Below are 24,215 nucleotides of genomic sequence, written 5' to 3' on the forward strand. Positions count from 1 at the left end.
ACTACTATCTGACAGTTATTTCTAAATATAAATCTCTCATTTTAGCGAATACGCGATTTTAATCCTCTCAATATGCCTACGGCATCTCTTCTAATATTAGGGAATAAAGATAAGAACCCAAAATAAAAAATAATACATAATAAAATCGAAACAAAATTCCAAATTAATCCTTCATTTAATTGTCTCAAAAAATAGCCTAAAGCCCCCATTAAACTTGCTGCCATTAAAGAAGGAAAAACATTGCTCAACATTTTTCCAACAGGAAATCCGACTATAAATTTCATCATACATAAATGAACTAAAATTAATTCCATCCGAATCCACGATCTTGCATAAATAAAACTCCAAAAACTATATTTGACACTAATTATACAAACAGGAATTAAGACAATTAGATGTAATAATTGCACAATTAGTGATAATTTAGGACGACCTTTAGCACGATATACTTCACTACAATAATGACCAAAAATGATAGTTATTACACTAGTTAATGCCCAAATCCCTACTATTTTAGTAGCCTCATTCCATTTACCACCAAATAATATCTGAACTACAACATCATCATATAGATATATACCTATTCCCAACGGAAATACTAAAACTGCTACACATCTTTGAATATTAAAAAATGTTTTATTAAATTGCGAGTTATCATTTTGCAAACGGGATAATGCAGAAAACAATATCGGTGTGGTGGCCGCAGTAATTAATGCCAATAAAGAATTAACCATTGTAGTTGATGTTTTATATAGGCCTAAATAATAATCATTTAATACCGTTCCTATAATAAACGCATCAATCCAGGTTGTTAACCAAATAGCAATAGCTTCTACTAATGACCAAACACTAAATGATAACATTTGTTTTAAGATTTTTAAGTTATAAAACCATTTAGGTTTCCACTTAGATTTAATATTCAAAATAACTACATTCGCTAAACTTCCACAAATCGTTCCAATAATTAACGACCAATAATCAAACCCAAATAAAGCGAGAGGGATTGTTACAATGATTGGAATAAAAATCGTAGTCATTCTTACTAAAAATAGAATTTTAAATTCAAAATCCCTTCTATATAATGCCATTTGTATACTTGAAAATGCAGATAAGGGAAGCTGCATAGAAGCTATTATTATTACATGTCCCATTCCCGGATTCCCAACTAAATCTGCAATAACATCACTAAACACGATTATTCCTATTAAAAATAAAATAGATATTCCAAGATTTGTCCAGAAGGCAACATTGGCACTTTTATATTTTTCTATATCATCTTTAAATTCACGTTGTACTAAGTATTTTTGGAAACCAGCATCAGTAAACATTTCAGCAAAGCTGATTATCATTGCTATCGTAGCTACTACTCCAAAAGCTTCCGGAGCAAGAATCCTAGCTAAAATCATATAAGTAATTGGACTAATAATTTTTGCTGCTAATTCAGTAATAGAAGACCACTTGGTGGCATTTATTATCTTTTTCTTTAAAATAAAATTATCCAAATTTACTACCTCTTATTTCCCATTCAATTTCTGCTCATTCAATTTTAAACCTGCAAGTACTAATTCTCTATGCGCTTCACATTCAATAAAATTCTGGAGGGCCAATAAACGCTTTTTGGTATATAACCTGTTTATTAGAAAGCTATTTAATAATATCCGGTCTATCCGTAACGTCCACTTACCTAATCCAGAGAAGCTTCTTAGATATGTCATCCTATTTTTTTGCGCAAACTTTTGATAGGTTTCTTCAACAAATTTAGTATTTAGTATATCTTTTGAACGCTGATGAAACTCTTTTAATATTTCTAACGAGATTTCCTTACTAGCCATTCTTACTCCATTATCAGATTTAACTATTGGAATGTACTCTAACTTAAATCCCTTATTAATTTTAATTAACAAGCTTGTTTGCCAAAATTCATTATCAGCATAATCAAACAAGAAATTCCCTTGTCCATAAATAATTGTTGAACCAGCATGTTCTTCAAAGGAGCCTATACAATGACTATGTTGACAAACAACTAAGTCCGCCCCCTTTTTAACTATTTTCCTACAAACTTTTTGTAAATAAGGAGAAGGATAACGATAATGCTCTTTACCACCATGATATAGAACAATAACATAATCACAACTTCTCTTAAGATTTTGTATATGATCTAAACTTTCAAAAGGATCGAATGGATTAGCCCCAGCTGTTGTATCAGTTGCGATAGTAAATTCATTCTCTGCACATGCATAAATTCCTATCTTCATCCCATCTTGTTCAATAATATAGGCTTCATGTGCCTTAGAAAGATTTTCTCCGGCTCCTATAAAATTAATGTCATTTTCAATTAAAGTTTTCTCAGTAGATTTTAGCCCTTGTTCTCCCTGATCTAGAATATGATTATTAGCCAAAGTTAATACAGTTGGATTAAGCGCCTTTAGTCCTTTTACTGTAGAAGTTGGTGCAATCAAATTAGGGCCACATTTTTCAATTGGAGTTTCTTTATCTGCTAGAGGGACTTCTAAATTAAAAATCCGATAATCCGCCTCATTCAAAATCGAGATTATTTCCTCACCAAATAAATTGGAAATATTACCTTCAGAAAATAATTTTTGATTGGACTGAGTTGGTACTAAATCTCCACCAATTATTATGCTCATTTCCGTGCTCCCTTTCTTTTATTATTACTTTTATCTTATTAACTTCTCTTTAGGTAGTTGCATCCAATCCCCAAAAATTTCATCATATTTCTCCGGTGAAAACTTCTCTAGTCCAGACCCTGGGTAAAATGTCAATTCCCCGAAATATAGATTACCATTAACCTCATAAAAATCTACTCTAACAAACGGAAAATCTTTTGATAATAGCTCTGCGAATTCAATCATTTGATCATAGTTTTTAGGTTTATTGATTTTCTGACCGCTATTTGGATATTGTCTGGTAAAAGGCATTGGATTCCAGTTTAAATCATAAAAATCAACGTTTAGCCCTTCTTTTGTACCCCTATTTAAGCAAACAAAAGAACATTGCACCTTCCCATTAAAACATAAAAATTTATAATCCTTTAATTCTTCATTAGATTCATCTAACATATATTTTTCACATATAATTCTAGGTTTTACGTTTTTATATGGCCATTCCCTTTGCAGATAATAATAATTTCTTTTTAAACTTCTATTAATCTTCCTTTCTGCGCTTTCCATATCCAATGCATTTTTATCTTTGCATACTACCAGCCCACCAGAATCATGAGTACACTTTAGAACAAATTGCCTAGGTAATTTATCAAAATCTATATCACTAAATTTCTCATATACTCCTAGTAATGGAATTAAGTATCTTTCTCCAATAATATTAGAAATATATTTTCTCACCTCATACTTATCTACTAATTGAGTATATAAAGGGTTTCGATCATATAATTTTAGCCATTGAAGTTTTTCATTGAAAGTAATTGGATTCTCCATATCTAAATTTTTATCCATTCTTGCTCGATAAATCCATTTTAAATAAATCTCATCTGGGATACTTTTTAACATTCCTCTTTCCCCTAAATAAGAGGCTAATTTATATGGATTTTTTATCGTCTTATATATGCTTTTATAATTAACCATTTTTTCAACTCCTTATATTACTAAGATTATCCCTCCGTTTAATCTTTTATTTTAATAGTGAGACATCCGCTTCATTTTTCCAATTTGGCTTTAAAGCTAGAGCCAACAATATGTAATTTGGATACCATTTATAACTAACTAATCCCCAATCAATTATAAACATACATATTAATAACGAAATACAAAATAAATAATATCTTTTTTCCTCTAAACTTTTCGACTTTCTTCTTCTATCGTTAGCTTTTAAAATAACACTTATATAAAATGAATAATATAATAATAAACCTACGATCCCATTGTTAACTAATAACTCTATATAATTATTATGAGAGTATGTTTCCTTTCCTACTTCTTGAGCATATAAATATCTAAAATTTTCTATACCATGCCCTAATAGTGGTCTTTCTTTAAAATAATCCATTCCATATTGAATCATATTTTTTCTAGTATGATAGGAACCTTCATTACTTGACTCATGTAAAAAGATTTCTTGATACATACTTTCAAATCTCCATCCAATATTTTCATATAAAATATCAATTTTAAATAAAATATTATAAAACAATACTGATAATAGGGTGGCTAAAATTAGTGACACAAAAAAATACTGTATATTTTTCTTTAAATTAGATTTCATCCCCATTAAAAATATATTAATAAACATAGGAATGAAGCATATTAACAAACCCTTTCTTGATCCTGTTAATAGAACTGCTGTTAACATCACTAACGCAAATATTAAATGTTTATAATTACGCTGATAAAAAACCTTATAAACCCCAAAATTAAATGCCAATCCTATTAATAATGCTACTGCATTCCGATTTCCAATACTCTCTTCTAATACTTCAGAAGCATAGTATCTCCCCTCTAACAACCTATTGTAATCAGTTAAAGAAATAACATATACACTTAGAATCAAACCAAAAATAATAAACCAACTCATAAATATGTATAATCTTTCTTTAGTACTTAAAATAAGTGGCAAAACAATTACTAACATTAAACAACATGTTAATGTCAGTAAATTCCCTATAGTCACATCATTCCTAAAACCATATAAACCTGAAGCTCCTGTCAGGATTAAAAATAAATAAAAAATATATATATTTTTCTCAAAACTTATACTTTTATTCTTAACAAAATAAACCAACGATATCATCATTATAATTAAGAATTTACTATAATAAATACCTTCTTCTGACATATCGGCAAATACGGTAATCAAAAAGATAATAATTAAAATAAATTCCAAACCATATATTCTCTGTTTTCCATTACTGTAAATTAATTTATTTATCATTTTAACCTACCTGACATTTTATTAATCCATTTCATTTGTACTCAATCCTTCAAATCCATGTCAAAATACAATAATTTTTCATTTACTTATCATATTAAAATTAATTTCTACTGACGCATTCTTCTATAGTAGAATTACAAAACTCTTCACTTTAATTAACAAGGTTTTCAAATAAAACCTCCTAAAATAATTTTTACCGCAGAATTTCTCATTGTTTCGCTACCATCTGCATATAATCATCCCAGGATTTAAAAACTTTATCTGCGGAATTAGTGAGACAAATATTTTTTGCATTTTTAGCAATACTTGTTGCACTCACTTGATTGTTTAAAACTAGTCTCATTTGATTTACTAAATCTTCGACATCTTCCACTTTAAAAAGGAGGCCGTTTTCCCCATGTTTAATTAATTCTCTAGGCCCTCCAGGGGTACAGTCTGCTGATATACATGGTATCCCTAAAGCCATTGCCTCCATTAATGCATTGGGCATCCCCTCATAAATAGAAGGCAGTACAAATAATGCTGCTCCATATATTTCATCCATTATTTTTTCTGTAGTTCCCATAAGCTTAATTCTATTTTCCAATTTTTTTTCTTTTATTAATAATCTCAAATTTGATTCTAAAGAACCTTCTCCATATATTTCTAAATTATAATTAGGAAATTCCATTGCTATTTTGGAGAAAGCGTTGATTAATAAGGCATGGTTTTTCTGACTACTAAGCCTCCCAATGCTAACAATTCTATTATCACGCTCTTCTTTAAATGGATATGCATCATAACTAATATATAAAGGATTGTGAATTACCTTGGATTTTTTCTGTATATCTTCTGAGAAGTACGCTTTTGCTCCTCCCGATTGAAATACAAATCCATCTAATTTTGGAAAAACAAAATCTCTTATTTTTTTTAAAGTAGAGCCATATTCAAGATTTGGATCATTTCTTTCTGAATAGATAAATTTTATCCCTTTACTATTAGCAAACTTGTAACCATAAAAAACTGGATGTAACCAGAAAGAAATTATTACATCTGGACTATACTTTTTGATAACACTTAATGTATTTTTCATAACTTTAATATGTGTCAAAATTTTATTTCCTTTAAAATCAGGGAAAGAATGATATTTAACCCCTTTATCAATTGGATAAGCTACATGATTACCTAAAAGTGATACTAAATGCACATCATGTCCAAATTCAGAAAAGGAATTTGCTAGCATAATCATTGACTTTTCTGCACCACCAAACGATTTTACACCGTCATTAGACCTTAAAAAACCTAGTATAAGAACTTTCATAACTATTTTTCTCCTATATTAAATATATGACTTTCTTTTATAATAATAAATTAACATTTTATTATATCTCTAGAATATTCATGTATTATTGTCACTGAGGATTATTAAATATTTTTATCTAACTATTAGACAATAATTCAATAGACAGTTTAGATATTTCTGACCAACTATAGTTTTCCTTTACAAAATCTCTAGTATTTTTCACATATGAAGCGGGATTATTTTTATAATCTTCAATAGCCTTTAAAATAGTTTCAGATATTTTATCGTATTCTGTTCCCCAGCCTATGTTATTTGCTTCAATCATTTTTCTAACATTTGTTCCATTTGTTACTATACAAGGATTACCATAAGAAAGAGCTTCTAATACCGTAATGGGGAAACCTTCATATCTAGAGGTTAATATCATTATATTAGATTCTTCAAACACACTCTCTTTCTCTTTACCATACACAGGTCCCTTATATTCAAGTTCTAAAGTTTCAAATTGTCGAATATAGTTATTGACGGCTTCAATTTCTTTTTGAGATCCTACACCATAAAAATAAATTGAAAAGTCCCTTTTTACACCATCAAGTTTTTTTAATTCCTGAAATAGTAAGTCTAGACCTTTATGATTAATGTCCATTCTACCAATAAAGAATATTTTCAACTTTTCTTCCTGACTTTTTTCTAATTCCCTATAATTAGCATCTATACCATTAGGAATAATAAGATCATTCTCAGTTCTATATATCGATTTATCCATTTCTGCTTGATTTAAAAATATATAACCATGTGCATTTTTTATTAGTCCTTTAAATAAGGTATTATTAGCAATATATTTTTTGATTTTCCCTTTCTCTTGAGCTGTTTTCATAAACGAGCTATGTGGCTGTATAAAATATCTATACTTATGTGAGCTGAGAATTTTCATAACTTTAACATACTCTATAAAATACAAACCGTGAAAAACGGTAACATCTGGATTGTAATCTTTTATAAATTCTTCTATTTCATTATAATCACTTCTAAAATGAAAGAAGTTTGATTTCAATTGTGCCACTTCATTTTTCACCGAAAGAACTAGGGATTTGGTACCTATAATTTCATTTTGATGTTTTACTAACTTTTCTAAAACAACTGGAATTCCACCGTACTTATTTAGATGGGTCGCTGTTATATGAAGTACTTTCATGCTTTCTCACCCTTTATATAATCTTTTTAATTTTTTTAGCTGGAATTCCACCATACATATACCCAGGCTCTAACAAACTATCTGTAACAACTGAACCAGCTGCAACAATTATATCATCTGCAATATTTACCCCCGGAAGGACAGTTACATTTGCACATAACCAAACATTCTCTCCAATAATTACTTTTTGGTCTTTATGGACTTTTCTAATCTTGTTTTCAGCCCAATTATTAGTATCGTAGCCTGTTGAAAGTATTGTAACACCATAGGATAAAGTAACATTCTCTTTTAATATAATTCCTCCAGCCCCATGCATAAAAATATTCTCATTTATTCTCACATTTTTTTCTATTTTTATCTTTTCTCTCTTAATCAATTTAGGAATTCCATATAAAATTGCTCCTTGCTTATACAATTTATAATTGATTAACTTGTATATAAATATATATATCTTTTTTATAACTTTACTTAATAGTTCTATCATCCTAATTCTTTAACCACCAATCCTCTTATAGACAATAGCATCTAAGCATTTTATTTTTTAGAAGTTCTCAAAAAGTTTTGATAAATCCATCTTTGAAATGTAATTGGCATAATATAGATTAAAATCTGCATAATACAAATTTTTGAAAAATCACTAAAACTCGAAAACCCTTCTCTGAAAGCATGATAACGAATATTAATTAATGACTTAGTATTAAGCCAATTCTTTCTTCTTTTATAAGTTTCATCTTCAAACCTAAATAGTAATAAAGAGTGATTAATATTTTTACCCTTACATCCATTCATTAACATTCTTAGCCATAAATCTGTATCTTGATTCTTCCTTAAATCCTTATATCCACCCAAATCTAATATTTTCTTTTTTTTATACATCACAGTTGGATGATTAAATGGGTCCCTTTGTTTAGCATAGCGATATATATCTTCATTAGTTCCGGGAACTGATCTTGTACAAATTATATTATCTTCATTTCCCACAAATTCATCTACATCACATCCAACGATATCTAGATCTATATCCTTTTTAAATTCCTTCAATTGCATTTCACAGCGTGTACTAAGGGATATATCATCGGCATCCATTCTAGCTACAATATCATTTTTACACACTTTAAGCCCTTCATTTAGCGCTAATCCTAACCCAACATTTACCTTCAAATCAACTTGTTTAATTACTGATGGGAACTCTTCGTCCATTAAATCTATAACATTTTGTAATTCCTCAGTAATTGGTCCATCTTTCACGACAATAAAGTCGTTAGTTAAAATACTTTGATTTAATATACTTAACATACTCTTTTTCAAATAACTTGGATTATCATTTTTATAAACAGTCATTAATACACTATAATTCATGATCCCGCTCCTAAAATATTTATTACGTAAAATAAAAAGATAACTAAAATTAAATAGTTATCTTTTTATTTTATGAGTTCCTTTTATTAATATTAATACCACCATAACACCATCAATATTTCTAATCTTTCTTAAAAACAGCTTTTAAAGTTTTAATCATAGTTTTTATTTCTCCAGTAAAACTAAATCTTTTAATACTGTTTAAATTATATTTCATTTTCTCTGGTAGAACTTTGTTAATATACGTAAAATCAGCATCGGTTGCTTTAACCAAAAGCTTTTCTTCATCCTTAAATTGAATACTAGCTTCTGAAGTTATACCAGCTGGCAATAAAAGTGTAGCCATCATTTCACTATTGTATCTTTCTACATATTTGACTACTTCTGGCCTTGTTCCGACAAAACTCATATCCCCTGCTAGGATATTAAATAATTGTGGAAATTCATCGAATCTATACTTTCTTAGTATAAAACCAATCCTCGTTATCCTATTATCATTTTTAGTAGTTACTTGTGCACCGATTTTCTCAGCATTTTGAACCATTGTTCGAAATTTGAGTATCTTAAATTTTCTCCCATACTGTGTAACTCTAACCTGTCTAAACAGAATAGGTCCCCTAGAGTCCAATTTAATAGCAATCCCTATAATAATTAACAAAGGCAAAAGTATTACTATAGCAAAAATAGCAACTATAATATCAAATATTCGTTTAAAAAGCAGACTAAACCTTTTTTTATATAATATATTATAGTAATTTCTAACAGCATCTCTTCTTATATCATCCGGTAAATCTTCCCATTTCTTTAATATCAATTTGCTATTCATCCTTTCTCTACTCAGTTCACCGGAATTATATTAAAATACCGTCCAAAATTTCTTTTAAAGAATTACATATATACTCTACATCTGTATCACTTAGTAACGTATGTAAAGGGAGCGTAATCTCATTTTTATAAACGTTGAAGGCATTAGGATAATTTTCAATATCAAATCCAAGTTTTTTATAAGCCGTCAACATTGGTAAAGGCTTATAATGAACATTAGTAGCAATCCCCATATTAGCCATCTTCACAATAATTTCATTTCTCTCAGCCTCACCAATCCAAGGTATTCGTGCCAAGTAAAGATGCCCCGATGAAGTAGATTCCTCCCCATAATGTTGTAAACTTTGAATTCCAAGTGGTAGTAATAATCTATCGTACATTTCAATAATTTCACGACGTCTTTGCATAAGTTTCTCATATCTATTTAATTGAACTAACCCAATAGCTGCCATAATATCTGTCATATTACATTTATAAGCAGGATAGACAATATCATACTCCCATGCACCCTTTTGAGTTTTAGCCAAAGCATCTTTAGATTGACCATGAAGGCTATATAACATAAATTGCTTATAAACCCACTCATCATCCAATCCTGAATCATTACGCCAAACTACTCCGCCGCCTTCAGCTGTTGTCAAATTCTTTACTGCATGGAAAGAGTAACAAGTAAAATCTGCAACTTGTCCACATTTCATACCGTTTCTCTCTGCTCCAAATGCATGGGCTGCATCTGTCATTACAATTATTCTATTAAATAACCTTTGAATATCATTATTAGGTTTAAATAATTCTTTTTTACTCTCCACTACTTCATATATAGCATCGTAATCACACATTTTCCCAGCAATATCAACAGGAATAATAACCTTTGTTTTCTCTGTAATTGCCTCAGCAAGTTTTTCATAATCCAGCTCGAAAGAATCAGGAGCTGTATCAACTAATACAATTTTTGCGCCCACATGATCTATAATAGAAGCAGATGCTGTATAAGTATACGCGGAAGTAATAACCTCATCTCCAGGACCAACACCTAAAATGCGAAGTGTTAATTCCATGGCTGCCGTTGCTGAATTTAAACATACCGCCTTATTTACCCCTATGTATTCAGCTATTCTTTTTTCTAATTCCTTCGTTCTAGGTCCCGTAGTAATCCAACCAGATTTCATCGCTTTTACAACTTCTTCAATTTCCCCTTCTGTAATATCTGGTGGAGAAAATGGTATATTTCTTTTTTCTCTATTAGTCATTTAATTTTTCCTCCCTATATTTAATTTTATCTTTAAATATAAAATAAACACTTAGACTAATTAATTGGTAGCATAAGTGTTTATTTGCTCTTACGTTCAAATGGGCATCTGATTTTTATTGTTTGCAATATCTAATAATCTTTCTCTTATTTCTCCTTTATTCATCCCTTCAAAATCATTCATAAACTTCATTAAAATATCTTGATCTATTAAAACAGCTTTCCCTATATGAATTTTAGGGAATATTTGTTCAGGATGAATTTCTCCTTCGTTTAGGAGCTCTTCATACATTTTTTCCCCTGGTCTTAACCCAGTAAATTCAATTCCAATTTCTTCAATAGAGTAACCTGAAAGGGTAATTAAATTTTTAGCTAAATCTAAAATCTTAACTGGATCCCCCATATCTAGTACAAATAATTCCCCACCTCTTGCTAAAGTACCGGCCTGAATAACTAACCTAGAAGCCTCAGGTATTGTCATAAAATAACGAATCATATCAGGATGAGTAACTGTTACAGGTCCACCTTTTTGAATTTGTTTCTTAAACAGAGGAATTACACTTCCCCTACTTCCAAGAACATTACCAAATCTAACTGCAACAAAACGTGTACTATTACTAACAGATGCCATATGCTGCACAATCATTTCTGCAAATCGTTTTGTAGCTCCCATTACATTTGTCGGATTTACAGCTTTATCTGTAGAAACCATAACAAATGTATTCACTTTAAATGTATCTGCCGCTTCAGCAACATTTTTTGTTCCGAAGATATTATTTTTCACAGCTTCTTCAGGGTTACGTTCCATTAAAGGAACATGCTTATGTGCCGCAGCATGATATACGATATATGGCTGATGCTTTTTCATTATTTCAAAAATCTTATGTCGATCTTGTACATCAGCAATTTCTGTTGTAATTTCAACTGTATCTTTATAGGTAACTCTCATTTCCATTTCGATATTATAAATACTGTTTTCACCATGCCCTAAAAGAACAATTTTAGCTGGTTTGTATTTCATTACCTGACGACAAATTTCTGATCCAATTGATCCACCAGCACCTGTTACTAAAATTGTTTTACCTTTAATCTTCTCTCCAATTCCTGCATCATCTAGCTTTATTGGCTCTCTTCCTAATAAATCTTCCACTTGTACATCACGGAATTCATTAACAGAGAGTTTTCCATCTAAAAGATCTTCAAGCATCGGTACAATTTGTGTTTTCGCCTTCGTTTTTCTACACTTCTCAAAAATCTCGTTTATTTGCCCTCTATTTAATGAAGGAATTGCGATAATAATATGTTCTATATCATTATCTTCTACAATTTCTTGAATATGATTTGTTGTACCAACAACCGGCACATTATAAATCTCCAATTTTTGCTTATTTCTATCATCATCAACAAACGCAATCGGATACAAATCTGCTTCTTTATTATGTTGTAATTGACGCACTACCATCGTTCCTGCTGAACCAGCACCGATAATTAATGTTCGTTTTTTATCAGTAGCTTTTGTAATATATGTATCACGGAACATACGCCATACGAAGCGAGAACCGCCAATTAATAATAAATGTAGCATCCATGCGATTGCTAAAATCCGAACATAAATATCATGATTTATAATTTGTTGAACAATTGCTGTTACTAAAATTGATAGCGTAATCGCCTTAAATATTTGCTTTAGCTCCCCAATACTTGCATATTCCCACGCCTTGTTATAAAGCTTATAAATAGCAGCAAAAATATGATGACTACACAATAATGTAATAGAACTAATAACTACTGTTGTAGGAATTTTGCTTAATACATTTGGATGTATAAACCAATAGCTTAAATACACGGCAGTTAATACTATAAATGAATCTAATAAAATTAATAATGAGAGCCGTTTTCGATAACTCAATATACATGTTCCCTTCTTTATATAATTAACATCTTATTGATAGTAAAAGGACTTGCTCCCCTATGCTTGTACCTTTTCTTTTTGTACAAGTTCATTCATATATTTCATCAATTCTTCTTTCAGTTCTTCATGCTGAAGTGCCATTTCAATCGTTGTCTTAATAAATCCAAATTTCTCTCCAACATCATAACGAGTTCCCTCAAAATCATAAGCAAACACACGTTGAATTTCATTTAATCGTTGAATCGCATCTGTTAATTGAATTTCACCGCCTGCACCTGTCTGTTGATTCTCTAGGAACATAAAGATTTCTGGTGTTAATACGTAACGTCCCATAATCGCTAAATTTGATGGTGCTGTTCCTTGAGCTGGCTTTTCCACAAATTGACGCACTTGATAACTGCGATCATTTTGTTCAATCGGATCAATAATACCGTAACGATGTGTTTCGTTTTCAGGCACTGTTTGTACACCAATAACCGACGACTGTGTACCTTCATATTGATCCATTAATTGACGTAGACATGGCGTTTCTGCTTGGACAATATCATCACCAAGTAATACTGCAAATGGTTCATTTCCAATAAACTTACGTGCACACCATACTGCATGACCTAAACCTTTCGGCTCTTTTTGTCTTATGTAATGAATATTAATTTTTGAAGAAGCTTGTACCTTTTCAAGCATTTCATATTTCCCTTTTTCTAAAAGGCTTTGCTCTAGTTCGAAGGAATGATCAAAATGATCTTCAATCGCGCGTTTTCCTTTTCCTGTTACAACAATAATATCTTCAATTCCTGATTCTATTGCTTCTTCTATTATGTATTGAATAGTTGGTTTATCTACGATTGGTAACATTTCTTTCGGCATCGCTTTCGTTGCTGGTAAAAATCTCGTCCCCAGTCCAGCAGCTGGAATAATTGCTTTTCTTACTTTTTTCAAATCTAGTACCCCCAAAAATAAATTATTATATTTTCATGTAGCAATAACAAAAACCCTACCTATGGAGTCATAGTTATAACCCCATAGGTAGAGTTTCTATTACAAATAAATTATGGGCATCTAACCCAACCTCACGCCATACTCCCGACGACAAGCGTCTAAGGTAGGCACGAAATAAAATTTCTACCCACAGCACGACCGAGTGCCCCCATTGATAAAGGTTAGGAGACATCACCCATTACTTATTTAAAAAATACCGAACAATTTTTTGCGTCGAATTTGTTCTGGATCTTCTTTGTAAATTGCCTTCCCACTAATTAATAAGTACGGATTTTCTTTCAAATCACTCATAACATTCATTCCAAATTCTTTCTCAATTAATTCATAGCTTTCTGCTAAATGAAATCCTCTTGAAGTTGTGTTATGTGCATCTGAAGCGACCATATGTGTTAAATTATGTTCTACAAGTTGAAGTGAAAACTTTTTAATTTTTTTACCGAACTTCCCTAATAAACTACCTGCCGTTACTTGCGTTAATGCCCCTTTATTTACAAGGTTATATAACTTATCTGGCCGCTCGATTAACTCGGCATTACGTTCTGGATGAACGATAATTGGAATCATTCCCTTTACACGTAATTCGTATAATAATTGTTCAGTGTAACGAGGTACGTGATTCGATGGAAATTCAATGAATATGTATTTATTTGTTTCATTTAAAGTAACAATTTTACCAGCTTCATAGTCTTCTAATAAATCCCCATATAATCTGACCTCTTGTCCCGGTAAAATAGTAAGTGGAATATTATGTTGTTGTAGTTCATCATTTAGTTGTTTTACGTGATGAATAATTGAGGTACGTTCATTTACATATTTTCCATTTTGATGGTGCGGCGTTGCGACAATTGTATGTATTCCTTCTGACACGGCTTGTTGTGCCATCGCTAAACTATCTGTTACTGTCTGTGCACCGTCATCGATGCCATGTAAAATGTGACAATGTAAATCAATCATTTATTTTATCCTCTCTCCTACTAATCTTTTTTCCCTTGAAGATGAGACATCTCATATTCAAGGGAAAAAAGGAGATATGTTTCAACCATATCTCACCCTTTTAATTAGTTTGCACCGTAATAATAATATAATCCTTGTTCGCGTTCACGGTCGTTTAGAACAACACCTAACAATTTACCTTTTGCAGACTCCAATAATCCCTTTGCTTTTACCGCTGTTTCTTTCTCTGTTGATTCACTACGAACAACAAGAATAGAAGCATCGCATACATTTGCCATAATTTGTGCGTCGGTAACAGCTAAAATAGGTGGCATATCAAAAATAACTAAGTCGTACATGCTGTATGCTTGTCCAAGAAGCTCTTTCATTGATTTCGAACCTAACAATTCGGCCGGATTTGGCGGAATTGGACCACAAGCTAAAAAGTGTAGATTATCAACTAATGTTGTTTGCACACATTTCTCTAAACGTTCACTATGTGTTAATACATTCGTTAGTCCAAAAATATTATCTACTTGGAACATTTGATGCATCGCTGGTTTACGCATATCTGCATCAATTAATAATACTTTTTTTCCTTGTTGAGCAAACACAACTGCCATATTCGCCGTCGTTGTTGTTTTCCCTTCACTTGGGTTTGCAGATGTTACCATTAATGAATGTAAATTCGTATCAATAGCTGCAAATTCAATATTCGTTCGAATATTACGATATTGTTCTGAAATTGGTGATTTCGGTTGTTGATGAGCAATTAATTGACGACGTTGACGATGATTCTTTTTCTTTTTAAATAAATTAAGAGCCAATTGTTTGTCCCCTCACTTTTCTTGATGATGAAGTATGTACTGACCTATTTATTTGCGTTTCTTCATCCATACGCGCTACAACGCCCAGCACTGGTAAACCTAATAAGTTCTCTACATCCTCTTCTTTTTTCACTGTGTTATCTAAAAATTCCAACAAAAATACCAAACCAAACGCTGCCATTAATCCAACAATAAAAGCTATTGCAATATTTAGCATAGGAACTGGTTTTATTGGTGATTGATTCTCCATAATTTCAGCTTTTGATAATACAGTTACATTATCAACACTCATAATTTTTGCAACTTCACTTTTAAATATCTCCGCTATCGTATTTGCAATATCACGAGCTACTTTCGGATCATTATCTTGTGCAGTTACTGTTACAACTTGCGAATCTTTTTCATTTGTTACTTCAATTCTTTTATTCAATTCTTGTACAGGTATATTTAAGCCCAATTTTTCTTTTACTTGTTCTAATATAACTGGGCTTTTAATAATAACCTTATATGTATTCGTTAATTGAATATTGGTTTGTACCTCGTTATATTGAATCACTGCACCTTCTTGTTTCTTCTGGTTAACAAGAATTTGCGTCGAAGATTGATAGATTGGTGTCATGAAGAAAAAGCTAATGATAGCACTTACAATAGCTGCACCAAAGGCGATTACGAGGATCATTGCTAAACGTTTTTTTAAGATATGAAATAACTCTTTTAGACTAATTGTTTCTTCCATAGGTTCCTCCAACTTTCTAAAATTTACACATAGGAAAAATTATAACATATAAATCTTACATTTTTTATTTTTAATAATTCAGTTCTATATTTGTTCACAAGAAACAAGTTTAATCTTACAAAATAATCTTAAATATGACAACACATTCCAATGATTTCCCAAAAATTTTATCATATCATGCTTTTTACACTGTATAACTTGATAAATAATTTTCAGAAAACAAAAAAGCCAACAAAATTTTGTTGGCTTTTTATATTTTAGTAATAACCATACTGCTCTTTTTCTTCTCTTTTATCGTTTAAAACGACTCCAAGTAGTTTGCCTGATGCTTTATCTAATATTTGTTTCGCTTTTACGATTTTATCTTTTTCCGTCTTTTCACTTCGTACAACGAGTACGATTCCATCGCATTTATTCGCAAGTATTTGTGCATCTGTAACCGCAAGGACAGGTGGTGTGTCAATTAATATAATATCAAACATGTTATATGCTTCTAGCAACGCCTCGTCCATTGCCCGGCTCCCTAATAGTTCTGCTGGGTTTGGCGGGATTGGACCTGCTGCCATTAAGTATACGTTCTCTATATCTGTTTTTTGAATGCATTGCATAAGTTTTGCTTGTCCTGATAATAAGTTCGTTAGCCCATTTGAACTATGAATGGCAAATAAGTTTTGTATCGTCGGCTTACGCAAGTCAGCTCCAATTAATAAAACTTTCTTTCCTTGTTGTCCGAAAACAACTGCTAAGTTTGAGATTGTTGTTGTTTTCCCATCACCTGGATCGGCTGAAGTAACAATAATAGAACGAATATGATTATCTACAGATGTAAACTCAATGTTTGTACGAATGTTACGGTATTGTTCTGTAATACGCGATTTAGGCTCTTTATGTGTAATTAATTGTCGTAATGGTTTTCTTTTCTTTCTCCCGAACATATTCATAATCTCCTTTTGTGAAATGCGACATTTCCCTTTTCTCTCTCTTATGCTCGATTTCATACGTCTAATTAATATTCTTGCTGAGTTCCCCACATTTCATCATAATCAATAACATCCTATTTTGTCTTATTTAAGTACCTTAACAATATGACAATGCCCTTATTTCTTTATTACCTTTATCACTTATCCTGTTTTCTAGATAAATAATAAAGTAAGTATATGGTAATTACCATCTATTTACAAGATATTTTCTGATTAGTTTGTATATTATTGTTTAATCGTTATATAGCAGAAATTAAAAAATCCCCTTGTCTTTTCACAAGGAGATTTTTTAGTACTATCTATTCTTTTTTATCACCAATCGCAAATGTAATTTCTGCCTCACATGCAACTTCACCATCTACTGTTGCGATTGCTTTTCCTTTTCCAATTGGGCCGCGTACGCGTGTCATTTCTACTTCTAGACGAAGCTGATCACCTGGTCGTACTTGTTTTTTGAAACGGCAATTGTCGATACCTGCAAAGAAAGCAAGTCTTCCGCGATTTTCTTCTTTCTTTAATACTGCAACTGCTCCGACTTGTGCTAATGCTTCTACAATAAGTACACCAGGCATAACTGCATAGTCAGGGAAGTGTCCGTTAAAGAATTCTTCGTTTGCGGATACATTTTTAATCCCAACCGCTCTTTTACCTTCATCTACTTCTAATATTTTATCAACAAGTAAAAATGGATAGCGGTGAGGAATGATTTCTTTAATTTGTTCTATATTTAGCATGTAACAATCGCCCCTTTTGTAATATTGGTCTTACCACTTGGACATATTGCTATTATCCCATTTTGTTTATTGTTTGTCATTACAAAGTAACATTTTATATTTAGTACAACTTCCTAAAAAAAAAATGCACACACTCTATTCCATTAAAATAGTTGCACATTTTTGCAACTGACACGGAGGTGGAAAGGAGTGTATGCCCAAATTAGGGAAAGGCAATATGTATTGAAACATTATTTGCCTTAATGTCGTATTCGACTCATTATATTATAAACGTTTTCAATTAAGGAAATATTAAATTTAACCATATATATGAATATTTTACCTGTTTCCTTCAGATTTCTCTATTTTCCTTCCATTTTCGCAAAAAATCAAAATAAAAAAATATAAAAACGAAAAAAAAGAACTAAGGCGTCAGCCTTAGTTCTTTCAAATTATCTCAAAGCACGCTTTGGTAATCTATCGATATTCTCTAACATAATACCTGTACCAACCGCAACGCAGTGCATTGGGTTTTCAGCAATTAATACTGGTACTTTTAGTTCTTCTGCTAAAAGCATGTCGATACCGTGTAGTAAAGCTCCACCGCCTGTTAGAATAACACCGCGGTCGATGATATCTGCAGATAATTCTGGTGGTGTGCGCTCTAATACGCCTTTTGCAGCTTGTACAATAACAGCTGCATTTTCTTTTAATGCTTCTGTAATTTCTTCAGAGCATACTGTAATTGTACGTGGTAAGCCTGTTACCATGTCACGTCCGCGAATTTCAAGCTCTTCGCTACGTGCACCTGGGAATACTGTACCAACTTTAATTTTAATATCTTCTGAAGTACGTTCTCCGATTAATAGCTTATACTTACGTTTAATATAGTTTAAGATCTCCATATCAAACTTATCGCCAGCCATTTTGATAGAGGAAGAGGTAACAATATCACCCATAGATAGTACAGCGATATCTGTTGTACCTCCACCAATATCAACAACCATGTTACCGCTTGGTTGGAAGATTTCCATACCAGCACCAACTGCGGCTACTTTTGGTTCTTCTTCTAAAAATACTGTTTTACCACCTGAACGTTCAGCAGCTTCACGAATTGCTTTTTGTTCTACTGATGTAATATTTGTTGGACAACAAATTAAAATACGAGGTTTTGAAAAGAAGCTCTTTACGTCCAATTTGTTAATGAAATACTTTAACATTGCTTCTGTAATTTCGAAGTCTGCGATTACACCATCTTTAAGTGGACGAATTGCTACAATATTACCCGGTGTACGTCCCACCATACTTCTCGCTTCTTCACCTACTGCTAATACTTTACCACTATTACGATCAATTGCCACAACAGATGGCTCATTTAATACAATACCCTTACCTTTAACATGAATTAATACGTTAGCCGTACCTAGGTCAATTCCGATATCTCGCGCAAACATTCCCGTTTTTTCCTCCTCGATATTCAAAATCAGGTTACACCCGAATTCTTTTCACCTAATTTCTGATTTTATCATAAATTTAACAGAAACGTAATATTCGCAAAAAGAATTCTTCTGAAAAATATTACCGAATGTGAACGGAATGTTTGCTATTGTAACATTATTGACGTACAGGCTTCTCTACATCTTCTTTTCTATACTTTTGCTTTGTTGCTTCTCCACCTCTTAAATGACGAATAGACTTATGATAATCAAGAATTTCTTTCACTTCATTTGCGAGCTCTGGATTAATTTCTGGTAGACGTTCTGTTAAATCTTTATGGACTGTACTCTTTGATACCCCAAATTCCTTTGCAATGACACGCACTGTCTTTCTTGTCTCCACGATATACTTACCAATCTTGATAGTTCTCTCTTTGATGTAATCGTGCACACCACTCGCCTCCCTAATTTGGATGTGAGAAGGGTGAAATGAGCCTCGCTGCATACGACTAAGAAGTAAGTGTGAGTGCTGTTTGTAAGCGTTAAACATTCTTGGATTTATAATGAAATGATTCACGATTTCTCACCTCAAACACTCTCTTTGCTTTGGTTTATACCATTGTATTGCCCGCACTACTGATATATGCTACATGTTCACTATTTTTGCGGACTAAGTTAAGAAAAATTACGTTTTTTTGTGAGAAATACGTTAACAGTGACTATTTTGGCGAAAAAAAATGACACCTTATATGTAAGGCGTCATTCTTCTCTTTCAAACTCTTCTTCTAATAATTGATGGTGGGGAACCTCTTTCTTACCGGCAATATAATAATATAAGGTGAATAAAACAAACAATAAAATAATAGCAGTCGACAGAACAAATAAAAATGACACAGTATCCCCTCCCTTTTGTAATATATATTCGAGAATCTCGTCATTTTTCCTTGTTTTTGCAACTTTTTTCTCGAAATTGAGTATTTTTATATAAAAATAAAAAAATCAGCTCCCCTAGTGGGAACTGATTTTTTCACTTTCTTATTCTTGTGAAGAAGAATCGTTAGATGATTCTGTAGAACCATTTGTTGATTTTTCTTCTTTCTTCGGTTCTTCTTTTTTGTCACTAGTTGAACCGCTTGTTGATTTCTCTTCTTTTTGAGACTTGTCTTCTGTTTTACTTTCTGGTTTCGTGCTCGTTGACTTCTCTTCTTTTTGAGATTTGTCATCAGCTTTTTTACCAGAAGCATTCGTAGCCTTTGCAGCACCTGCATCAGCTTTAATTTCTGTTACTGATTTATTTAAGTAACGTTCAGGGTTCACAGCCACATTGTCTTTACGTACTTCAAAGTGAACGTGAGAGCCTGCCTCTTTATTCATTGCACTTAGACCGGATGTTCCTAATACTTCACCTTGTGCAACTCTTGCACCTTTTTCTACTTTCACACTGCCTAAGCTTTGATAAGATACCGCTACACCATTTCCACTATCAACTGTTACAACATAACCAAGAAGTGAATCTTTTTCAGCTTTCGTTACTGTACCACTTAAAGCAGCAGCAACATTGAATTCTTTTCCATTCTTCGCAGCAATGTCAATTCCTTTGTTCGGGGAATATGTGTTGTTATAAAAGACAAGTGCTTTTTCTTGTTCCGCCTCAGTTGCTGCATCTTCATAGAATTTCTTTTGTACGACTACTTCCGCATTCGCGGCAGCTGGCATTTTCACTACTTCTGAAGATTTCGTTACTGGTACTGCTGGATCTTCCGATTGTGTATACGGTGTTGCTTGATCGTGGTTTGGAGTCTTCTTCGGATTAGCTCCTTGGAACCATAGCGCAACCATTAAGATTACCGCTGCACAAGCAATGTATAGTGCCGGAAACACCCATCTTTTTTGAAATAAATGTACTACCTTTTGCGACTTTTTATTATTTCTTCCTCGCATTCCATCATCACCTCAGCAATCATTTTGAACAATATTCACGTATCCTATACAACGTATAACTAATTACTTTTCGACAAAATCTGTAAAAATATGTATAAGAACTGTAAAATTTCCGAGGAAATGATAGAAAAAAGAAAAAACTGAGCGTTTCGGCTCAGTTTTTAGTCTAATTGTTTCTTTTTATATACGATTAAACATACAACGAGCGATATAATAAGCCAAACTGCAACATTTAATACATGCCCACTAATACTACTAAATGCCGCCCCACCTACTAAGCTTTTAAGTGCTTTCACAATATGAGATGTTGGAAGATATCCAATCATCGTCTTAATTACTTTATTTTCAACCATTGGCTCAAACTGTACAGCCAAATACATCGTCATTAATATCGGCATTCCAATTATTGATGTTTGTGGTACAGAAGATGCAAGTAATCCGATCATTGTTCCAAGTACGATAAACAAAATAGTTCCGCATAAGAATATCAATCCTACCAATGGAAGGTTAATATTTAACTGATCTAAAATGAATAAATTTGCAATACAAATGACCATCGTCAGACCCGATGTTAATAAACTCTTTCCAAGTAGAACTTCAACCGAAGATGCCGGTGATAGCATTAATACACGCAATGTATGTTTTTCTTTTTCTTCTGCAATTACCATAGATTGAACAAAGCCTGCGACAAATAGGAAGGCCGTTATAGTAGTAATACCTAACATTTCCTTTCCCACTCCAAATCTGCTAAACAAAAATGAAAGTATAATTGGTAAAAATGCCATTAACAACACTTGTGAATTTGTCTTAAAATCTTGTACTTCTTTTCTAAAAATAGCTGATACACGTCTCATTGAAAATGTCATTATAATCCCCTCCCAGTAACTTCAATAAAAATATCTCCTAGCGTTGGTTCGTGTGAATGAATGGATAGTAATTCTCCTTTGTTCATCCATTCTGAAATACGTTTTGCGCCTAATTCATCTTTTTGCACTACTTCTTTTTGTTTATCTTTTAATACGACCTCTATTTGATCCTTAGCGTATTGCAAGCGCAGGTTCTCTGGCGTATCAAGCGCTACAATTTCTCCGCCACAAAGGAAGGCAATACGGTTACAAAGCGTTTCTGCTTCGTCCATGTTGTGTGTCGTTAAGAAAATCGTTGTTCCTTCTTTATTTAAGTCTTTTAAGATTTTATGAATATTTTGTACGTTTACTGGATCAAGTGCAGATGTTGGTTCGTCTAAGAAGAGGATATCTGGTTTATGAAGGATTGCTCTAGCTAATGTGACGCGTTGTTTCATTCCCTTTGATAATTTTTTTACTGGTGTTTTTTTATCATCTAATAAATTCACTTGTGCTAGTACTTCATCGATTCGTTCTTTTTTGCAATCATATAATTCACAAAATAATAGTAAGTTATCATAAATGCTAAGTCTTTCATATAAGCCACTGTTATCTGTTAAAATACCAATTCGTTTATAATCGATGCTACTTGGTCCTGTAATATCTTTCCCTAATACTCTTACCGTTCCAACACTATGAAGCAATTGAGAAGTTAAAATTTTTACTGTTGTCGTCTTACCAGATCCACTCGGTCCGAGGAATCCGAATATCTCTCCTCGCTTCACCTCAATATTTACATTTCGAAGTGCCGTTTTTCCGTCGAAACTTTTCATTACATCTTTCATTTCAATTGCCAATGTCATTTCTTCATCTCCTTTGTTTTTCTTCTTTATAGATGAAAGTCGCTTTAGCGCTTTTCGTTCGTTTGTTTCACTTTTCTTGACTCAATCATATGAAAAACAAAGGGTTTACGCAGTAAAATACCGGTAAAAGGAGTATTTTCACCGGTGAATGGATCGCATGTTAAGCTTATTGGAGCACTTTTTATAGCCCAATCACGCCTTTTAATTCATCCATGCGTCCTTTTGAAAGCGGAATTGAACTTTTTCTTTCGTCATCCAAAATTAAGCTAAAACTGTTACGAGTCCAAGTAATCACTTCTCGCACTCTTTGTAAATTCACAAGATACGAGCGATGACATCTAAAGAAACCAAAACCTGTTAATCTTGCTTCTAGTTCACTTAATGTTAATGCACATACGAAATCACCTTCACGAACGTGAATATGCGTTACTCCGTTTTGCGTTTCAATGAAATGGATTTCCATCGGATCAAGTAAAATGATTTTATCGTTCACTTTCGCAGGTATTCTTTCTAACTTCATTTGCGGAATTATTTGAACGACCTTCTCTTCATCGACTTTTTCTGCTTCCTCTTGTTCAATTTCTACTTTTTTCACACCATCATTGTTTAGTATGTATACATCTTCCGTTAACGAAAGGGCATCCGATAGAAAAGATGACGTAATAAAAATCGCCTTTCCTTGCTCTTTCATTTTCATAATTGCTTTTCGAATAATAACCGTACTCTCTATATCTACATTTTGCTCCGGTTCTTCCAAAATGATTAAATCCGGATTATGAATCATCACTCGTCCGATATGAAAACGGCGTTTCTCTGAAAATGATAATTTTTCTATTTTAACGTTTAGTTTATCTAGGAGACCAACAGACTGCACAACTTCTTCTATACTTATCTTTGATTCATAAAGCCCTAATAGAAATTTGAAGTATTCTTTCACCTTCAAACGATCATATGCCTCATCTTTCAAAAAACAAAAACCGATGCGGGAATAATTTTTCTTTCCAATTGCTTCTCCTTCAAACAGTACATTGCCAGTCGACGCCTCTTCTTCACCAATAATGATGCGGTGTAACACTTTAGCTGTATGATTATTGCATTGCAAAACAATACATTGTCCCTTCTCCACCTCTAGCTCAATTGCCGGTAACTGGTTCGCCTTCCCTAATTGTTTCAACTCTAGTAACGCCATTTCATTTCCCCCAAATGCCTTTTTAT

The 24,215-nt window shown here is 32.4% G+C and carries 24 protein-coding genes; all 24 read right to left on the bottom strand.

All coding sequences use genetic code 11. The features are described 5' to 3' along the window. Positions 1 to 41: 41 nt before the first annotated feature. Complete coding sequence (locus tag M1D73_RS26765; RefSeq protein WP_016099304.1) at positions 42 to 1,502, bottom strand: lipopolysaccharide biosynthesis protein; 1,461 nt, start codon at positions 1,500 to 1,502, stop codon at positions 42 to 44. 12 nt (positions 1,503 to 1,514) lie between these two features. Next, complete coding sequence (locus M1D73_RS26770) at positions 1,515 to 2,648, bottom strand: CapA family protein (RefSeq protein ID WP_121868346.1); 1,134 nt, start codon at positions 2,646 to 2,648, stop codon at positions 1,515 to 1,517. Between the two features lie 30 nt (positions 2,649 to 2,678). Next, the gene (locus M1D73_RS26775) at positions 2,679 to 3,602 is read right to left on the bottom strand and encodes an ATP-grasp fold amidoligase family protein (protein WP_080342282.1); all 924 of its coding nucleotides are present in this window, start codon (positions 3,600 to 3,602) and stop codon (positions 2,679 to 2,681) included. A 46-nt stretch (positions 3,603 to 3,648) separates the two neighbouring features. Next, positions 3,649 to 4,905, bottom strand: coding sequence for an O-antigen ligase family protein (locus tag M1D73_RS26780; RefSeq protein ID WP_016099307.1), 1,257 nt, complete (start codon positions 4,903 to 4,905; stop codon positions 3,649 to 3,651). Between the two features lie 208 nt (positions 4,906 to 5,113). Beyond that, the gene (locus tag M1D73_RS26785; protein ID WP_046393098.1) at positions 5,114 to 6,205 is read right to left on the bottom strand and encodes a glycosyltransferase; all 1,092 of its coding nucleotides are present in this window, start codon (positions 6,203 to 6,205) and stop codon (positions 5,114 to 5,116) included. 118 nt (positions 6,206 to 6,323) lie between these two features. After that, positions 6,324 to 7,382, bottom strand: coding sequence for a glycosyltransferase (locus tag M1D73_RS26790; RefSeq protein WP_060487992.1), 1,059 nt, complete (start codon positions 7,380 to 7,382; stop codon positions 6,324 to 6,326). A 13-nt stretch (positions 7,383 to 7,395) separates the two neighbouring features. Beyond that, entirely contained in the window at positions 7,396 to 7,866 is a 471-nt protein-coding gene (locus M1D73_RS26795) for an acyltransferase (protein ID WP_046393100.1), read from the bottom strand. A 50-nt stretch (positions 7,867 to 7,916) separates the two neighbouring features. Continuing rightward, positions 7,917 to 8,741, bottom strand: coding sequence for a glycosyltransferase (locus M1D73_RS26800; protein ID WP_046393101.1), 825 nt, complete (start codon positions 8,739 to 8,741; stop codon positions 7,917 to 7,919). A gap of 121 nt (positions 8,742 to 8,862) precedes the next feature. Next, positions 8,863 to 9,567 carry a sugar transferase gene (locus M1D73_RS26805; RefSeq protein ID WP_121868347.1) on the bottom strand — a complete coding sequence of 235 codons (705 nt, stop codon included), beginning with the start codon at positions 9,565 to 9,567 and terminating at the stop codon, positions 8,863 to 8,865. Positions 9,568 to 9,592: 25 nt separating this feature from the next. Continuing rightward, on the bottom strand, positions 9,593 to 10,816 hold the full coding sequence (locus M1D73_RS26810; RefSeq protein WP_046393103.1) for a DegT/DnrJ/EryC1/StrS family aminotransferase: 1,224 nt from the start codon (positions 10,814 to 10,816) through the stop codon (positions 9,593 to 9,595). Positions 10,817 to 10,912: 96 nt separating this feature from the next. Further along, complete coding sequence (locus tag M1D73_RS26815; protein ID WP_016099313.1) at positions 10,913 to 12,724, bottom strand: polysaccharide biosynthesis protein; 1,812 nt, start codon at positions 12,722 to 12,724, stop codon at positions 10,913 to 10,915. A 60-nt stretch (positions 12,725 to 12,784) separates the two neighbouring features. Continuing rightward, entirely contained in the window at positions 12,785 to 13,666 is an 882-nt protein-coding gene (gene bpsC, locus M1D73_RS26820) for a UTP--glucose-1-phosphate uridylyltransferase BpsC (RefSeq protein ID WP_016099314.1), read from the bottom strand. A gap of 246 nt (positions 13,667 to 13,912) precedes the next feature. Further along, positions 13,913 to 14,680, bottom strand: a complete 768-nt coding sequence (locus M1D73_RS26825) for a tyrosine-protein phosphatase (RefSeq protein WP_046393104.1) — start codon at positions 14,678 to 14,680, stop codon at positions 13,913 to 13,915. Positions 14,681 to 14,784: 104 nt separating this feature from the next. Beyond that, positions 14,785 to 15,486, bottom strand: a complete 702-nt coding sequence (locus M1D73_RS26830; RefSeq protein WP_016099316.1) for a CpsD/CapB family tyrosine-protein kinase — start codon at positions 15,484 to 15,486, stop codon at positions 14,785 to 14,787. Then, positions 15,476 to 16,222 carry a YveK family protein gene (locus tag M1D73_RS26835; protein WP_000393152.1) on the bottom strand — a complete coding sequence of 249 codons (747 nt, stop codon included), beginning with the start codon at positions 16,220 to 16,222 and terminating at the stop codon, positions 15,476 to 15,478. The genes M1D73_RS26830 and M1D73_RS26835 overlap by 11 nt, the downstream gene beginning before the upstream one ends. Positions 16,223 to 16,479: 257 nt before the next feature. Continuing rightward, positions 16,480 to 17,157 (bottom strand): CpsD/CapB family tyrosine-protein kinase, encoded by a 678-nt coding sequence (locus tag M1D73_RS26840; protein WP_000467938.1) that lies wholly within the window; start codon positions 17,155 to 17,157, stop codon positions 16,480 to 16,482. 344 nt (positions 17,158 to 17,501) lie between these two features. After that, entirely contained in the window at positions 17,502 to 17,936 is a 435-nt protein-coding gene (gene fabZ / locus M1D73_RS26845) for a 3-hydroxyacyl-ACP dehydratase FabZ (RefSeq protein ID WP_000931959.1), read from the bottom strand. Positions 17,937 to 18,367: 431 nt separating this feature from the next. Beyond that, positions 18,368 to 19,369: a rod shape-determining protein gene (mreB, locus tag M1D73_RS26850; RefSeq protein ID WP_000457978.1), complete on the bottom strand. Its 1,002-nt coding sequence runs from the start codon at positions 19,367 to 19,369 to the stop codon at positions 18,368 to 18,370. A gap of 160 nt (positions 19,370 to 19,529) precedes the next feature. Then, on the bottom strand, positions 19,530 to 19,802 hold the full coding sequence (gene spoIIID, locus M1D73_RS26855; RefSeq protein WP_000544012.1) for a sporulation transcriptional regulator SpoIIID: 273 nt from the start codon (positions 19,800 to 19,802) through the stop codon (positions 19,530 to 19,532). A 308-nt stretch (positions 19,803 to 20,110) separates the two neighbouring features. Further along, the gene (locus M1D73_RS26860) at positions 20,111 to 20,245 is read right to left on the bottom strand and encodes a hypothetical protein (RefSeq protein WP_000008901.1); all 135 of its coding nucleotides are present in this window, start codon (positions 20,243 to 20,245) and stop codon (positions 20,111 to 20,113) included. 141 nt (positions 20,246 to 20,386) lie between these two features. Further along, complete coding sequence (gene spoIIQ, locus M1D73_RS26865; protein WP_001214926.1) at positions 20,387 to 21,292, bottom strand: stage II sporulation protein SpoIIQ; 906 nt, start codon at positions 21,290 to 21,292, stop codon at positions 20,387 to 20,389. 161 nt (positions 21,293 to 21,453) lie between these two features. Next, positions 21,454 to 22,158 (bottom strand): ABC transporter permease, encoded by a 705-nt coding sequence (locus M1D73_RS26870; RefSeq protein ID WP_060851504.1) that lies wholly within the window; start codon positions 22,156 to 22,158, stop codon positions 21,454 to 21,456. Beyond that, positions 22,158 to 23,000 carry an ABC transporter ATP-binding protein gene (locus M1D73_RS26875; protein WP_071740949.1) on the bottom strand — a complete coding sequence of 281 codons (843 nt, stop codon included), beginning with the start codon at positions 22,998 to 23,000 and terminating at the stop codon, positions 22,158 to 22,160. The genes M1D73_RS26870 and M1D73_RS26875 overlap by 1 nt, the downstream gene beginning before the upstream one ends. 181 nt (positions 23,001 to 23,181) lie before the next feature. Continuing rightward, positions 23,182 to 24,189 carry a LytTR family transcriptional regulator DNA-binding domain-containing protein gene (locus M1D73_RS26880; protein ID WP_098212615.1) on the bottom strand — a complete coding sequence of 336 codons (1,008 nt, stop codon included), beginning with the start codon at positions 24,187 to 24,189 and terminating at the stop codon, positions 23,182 to 23,184. Positions 24,190 to 24,215 lie beyond the last annotated feature (26 nt).

The organism is Bacillus sp. PK3-067 (genome assembly GCF_056738645.1).

Excerpts from the sequence above, each read along its gene's own strand:
- M1D73_RS26770 (WP_121868346.1), bottom strand. The coding sequence starts at position 2,648 with ATGAGCATAATAATTGGTGGAGATTTAGTACCAACTCAGTCCAATCAA.
- M1D73_RS26775 (WP_080342282.1), bottom strand. The coding sequence starts at position 3,602 with ATGGTTAATTATAAAAGCATATATAAGACGATAAAAAATCCATATAAA.
- M1D73_RS26780 (WP_016099307.1), bottom strand. The coding sequence starts at position 4,905 with ATGATAAATAAATTAATTTACAGTAATGGAAAACAGAGAATATATGGT.
- M1D73_RS26785 (WP_046393098.1), bottom strand. The coding sequence starts at position 6,205 with ATGAAAGTTCTTATACTAGGTTTTTTAAGGTCTAATGACGGTGTAAAA.
- M1D73_RS26790 (WP_060487992.1), bottom strand. The coding sequence starts at position 7,382 with ATGAAAGTACTTCATATAACAGCGACCCATCTAAATAAGTACGGTGGA.
- M1D73_RS26795 (WP_046393100.1), bottom strand. The coding sequence starts at position 7,866 with ATGATAGAACTATTAAGTAAAGTTATAAAAAAGATATATATATTTATA.
- M1D73_RS26800 (WP_046393101.1), bottom strand. The coding sequence starts at position 8,741 with ATGAATTATAGTGTATTAATGACTGTTTATAAAAATGATAATCCAAGT.
- M1D73_RS26805 (WP_121868347.1), bottom strand. The coding sequence starts at position 9,567 with ATGAATAGCAAATTGATATTAAAGAAATGGGAAGATTTACCGGATGAT.
- M1D73_RS26810 (WP_046393103.1), bottom strand. The coding sequence starts at position 10,816 with ATGACTAATAGAGAAAAAAGAAATATACCATTTTCTCCACCAGATATT.
- M1D73_RS26825 (WP_046393104.1), bottom strand. The coding sequence starts at position 14,680 with ATGATTGATTTACATTGTCACATTTTACATGGCATCGATGACGGTGCA.
- M1D73_RS26835 (WP_000393152.1), bottom strand. The coding sequence starts at position 16,222 with ATGGAAGAAACAATTAGTCTAAAAGAGTTATTTCATATCTTAAAAAAA.
- M1D73_RS26840 (WP_000467938.1), bottom strand. The coding sequence starts at position 17,157 with ATGTTCGGGAGAAAGAAAAGAAAACCATTACGACAATTAATTACACAT.
- fabZ (WP_000931959.1), bottom strand. The coding sequence starts at position 17,936 with ATGCTAAATATAGAACAAATTAAAGAAATCATTCCTCACCGCTATCCA.
- mreB (WP_000457978.1), bottom strand. The coding sequence starts at position 19,369 with ATGTTTGCGCGAGATATCGGAATTGACCTAGGTACGGCTAACGTATTA.
- spoIIQ (WP_001214926.1), bottom strand. The coding sequence starts at position 21,292 with ATGCGAGGAAGAAATAATAAAAAGTCGCAAAAGGTAGTACATTTATTT.
- M1D73_RS26870 (WP_060851504.1), bottom strand. The coding sequence starts at position 22,158 with ATGACATTTTCAATGAGACGTGTATCAGCTATTTTTAGAAAAGAAGTA.
- M1D73_RS26875 (WP_071740949.1), bottom strand. The coding sequence starts at position 23,000 with ATGACATTGGCAATTGAAATGAAAGATGTAATGAAAAGTTTCGACGGA.
- M1D73_RS26880 (WP_098212615.1), bottom strand. The coding sequence starts at position 24,189 with ATGGCGTTACTAGAGTTGAAACAATTAGGGAAGGCGAACCAGTTACCG.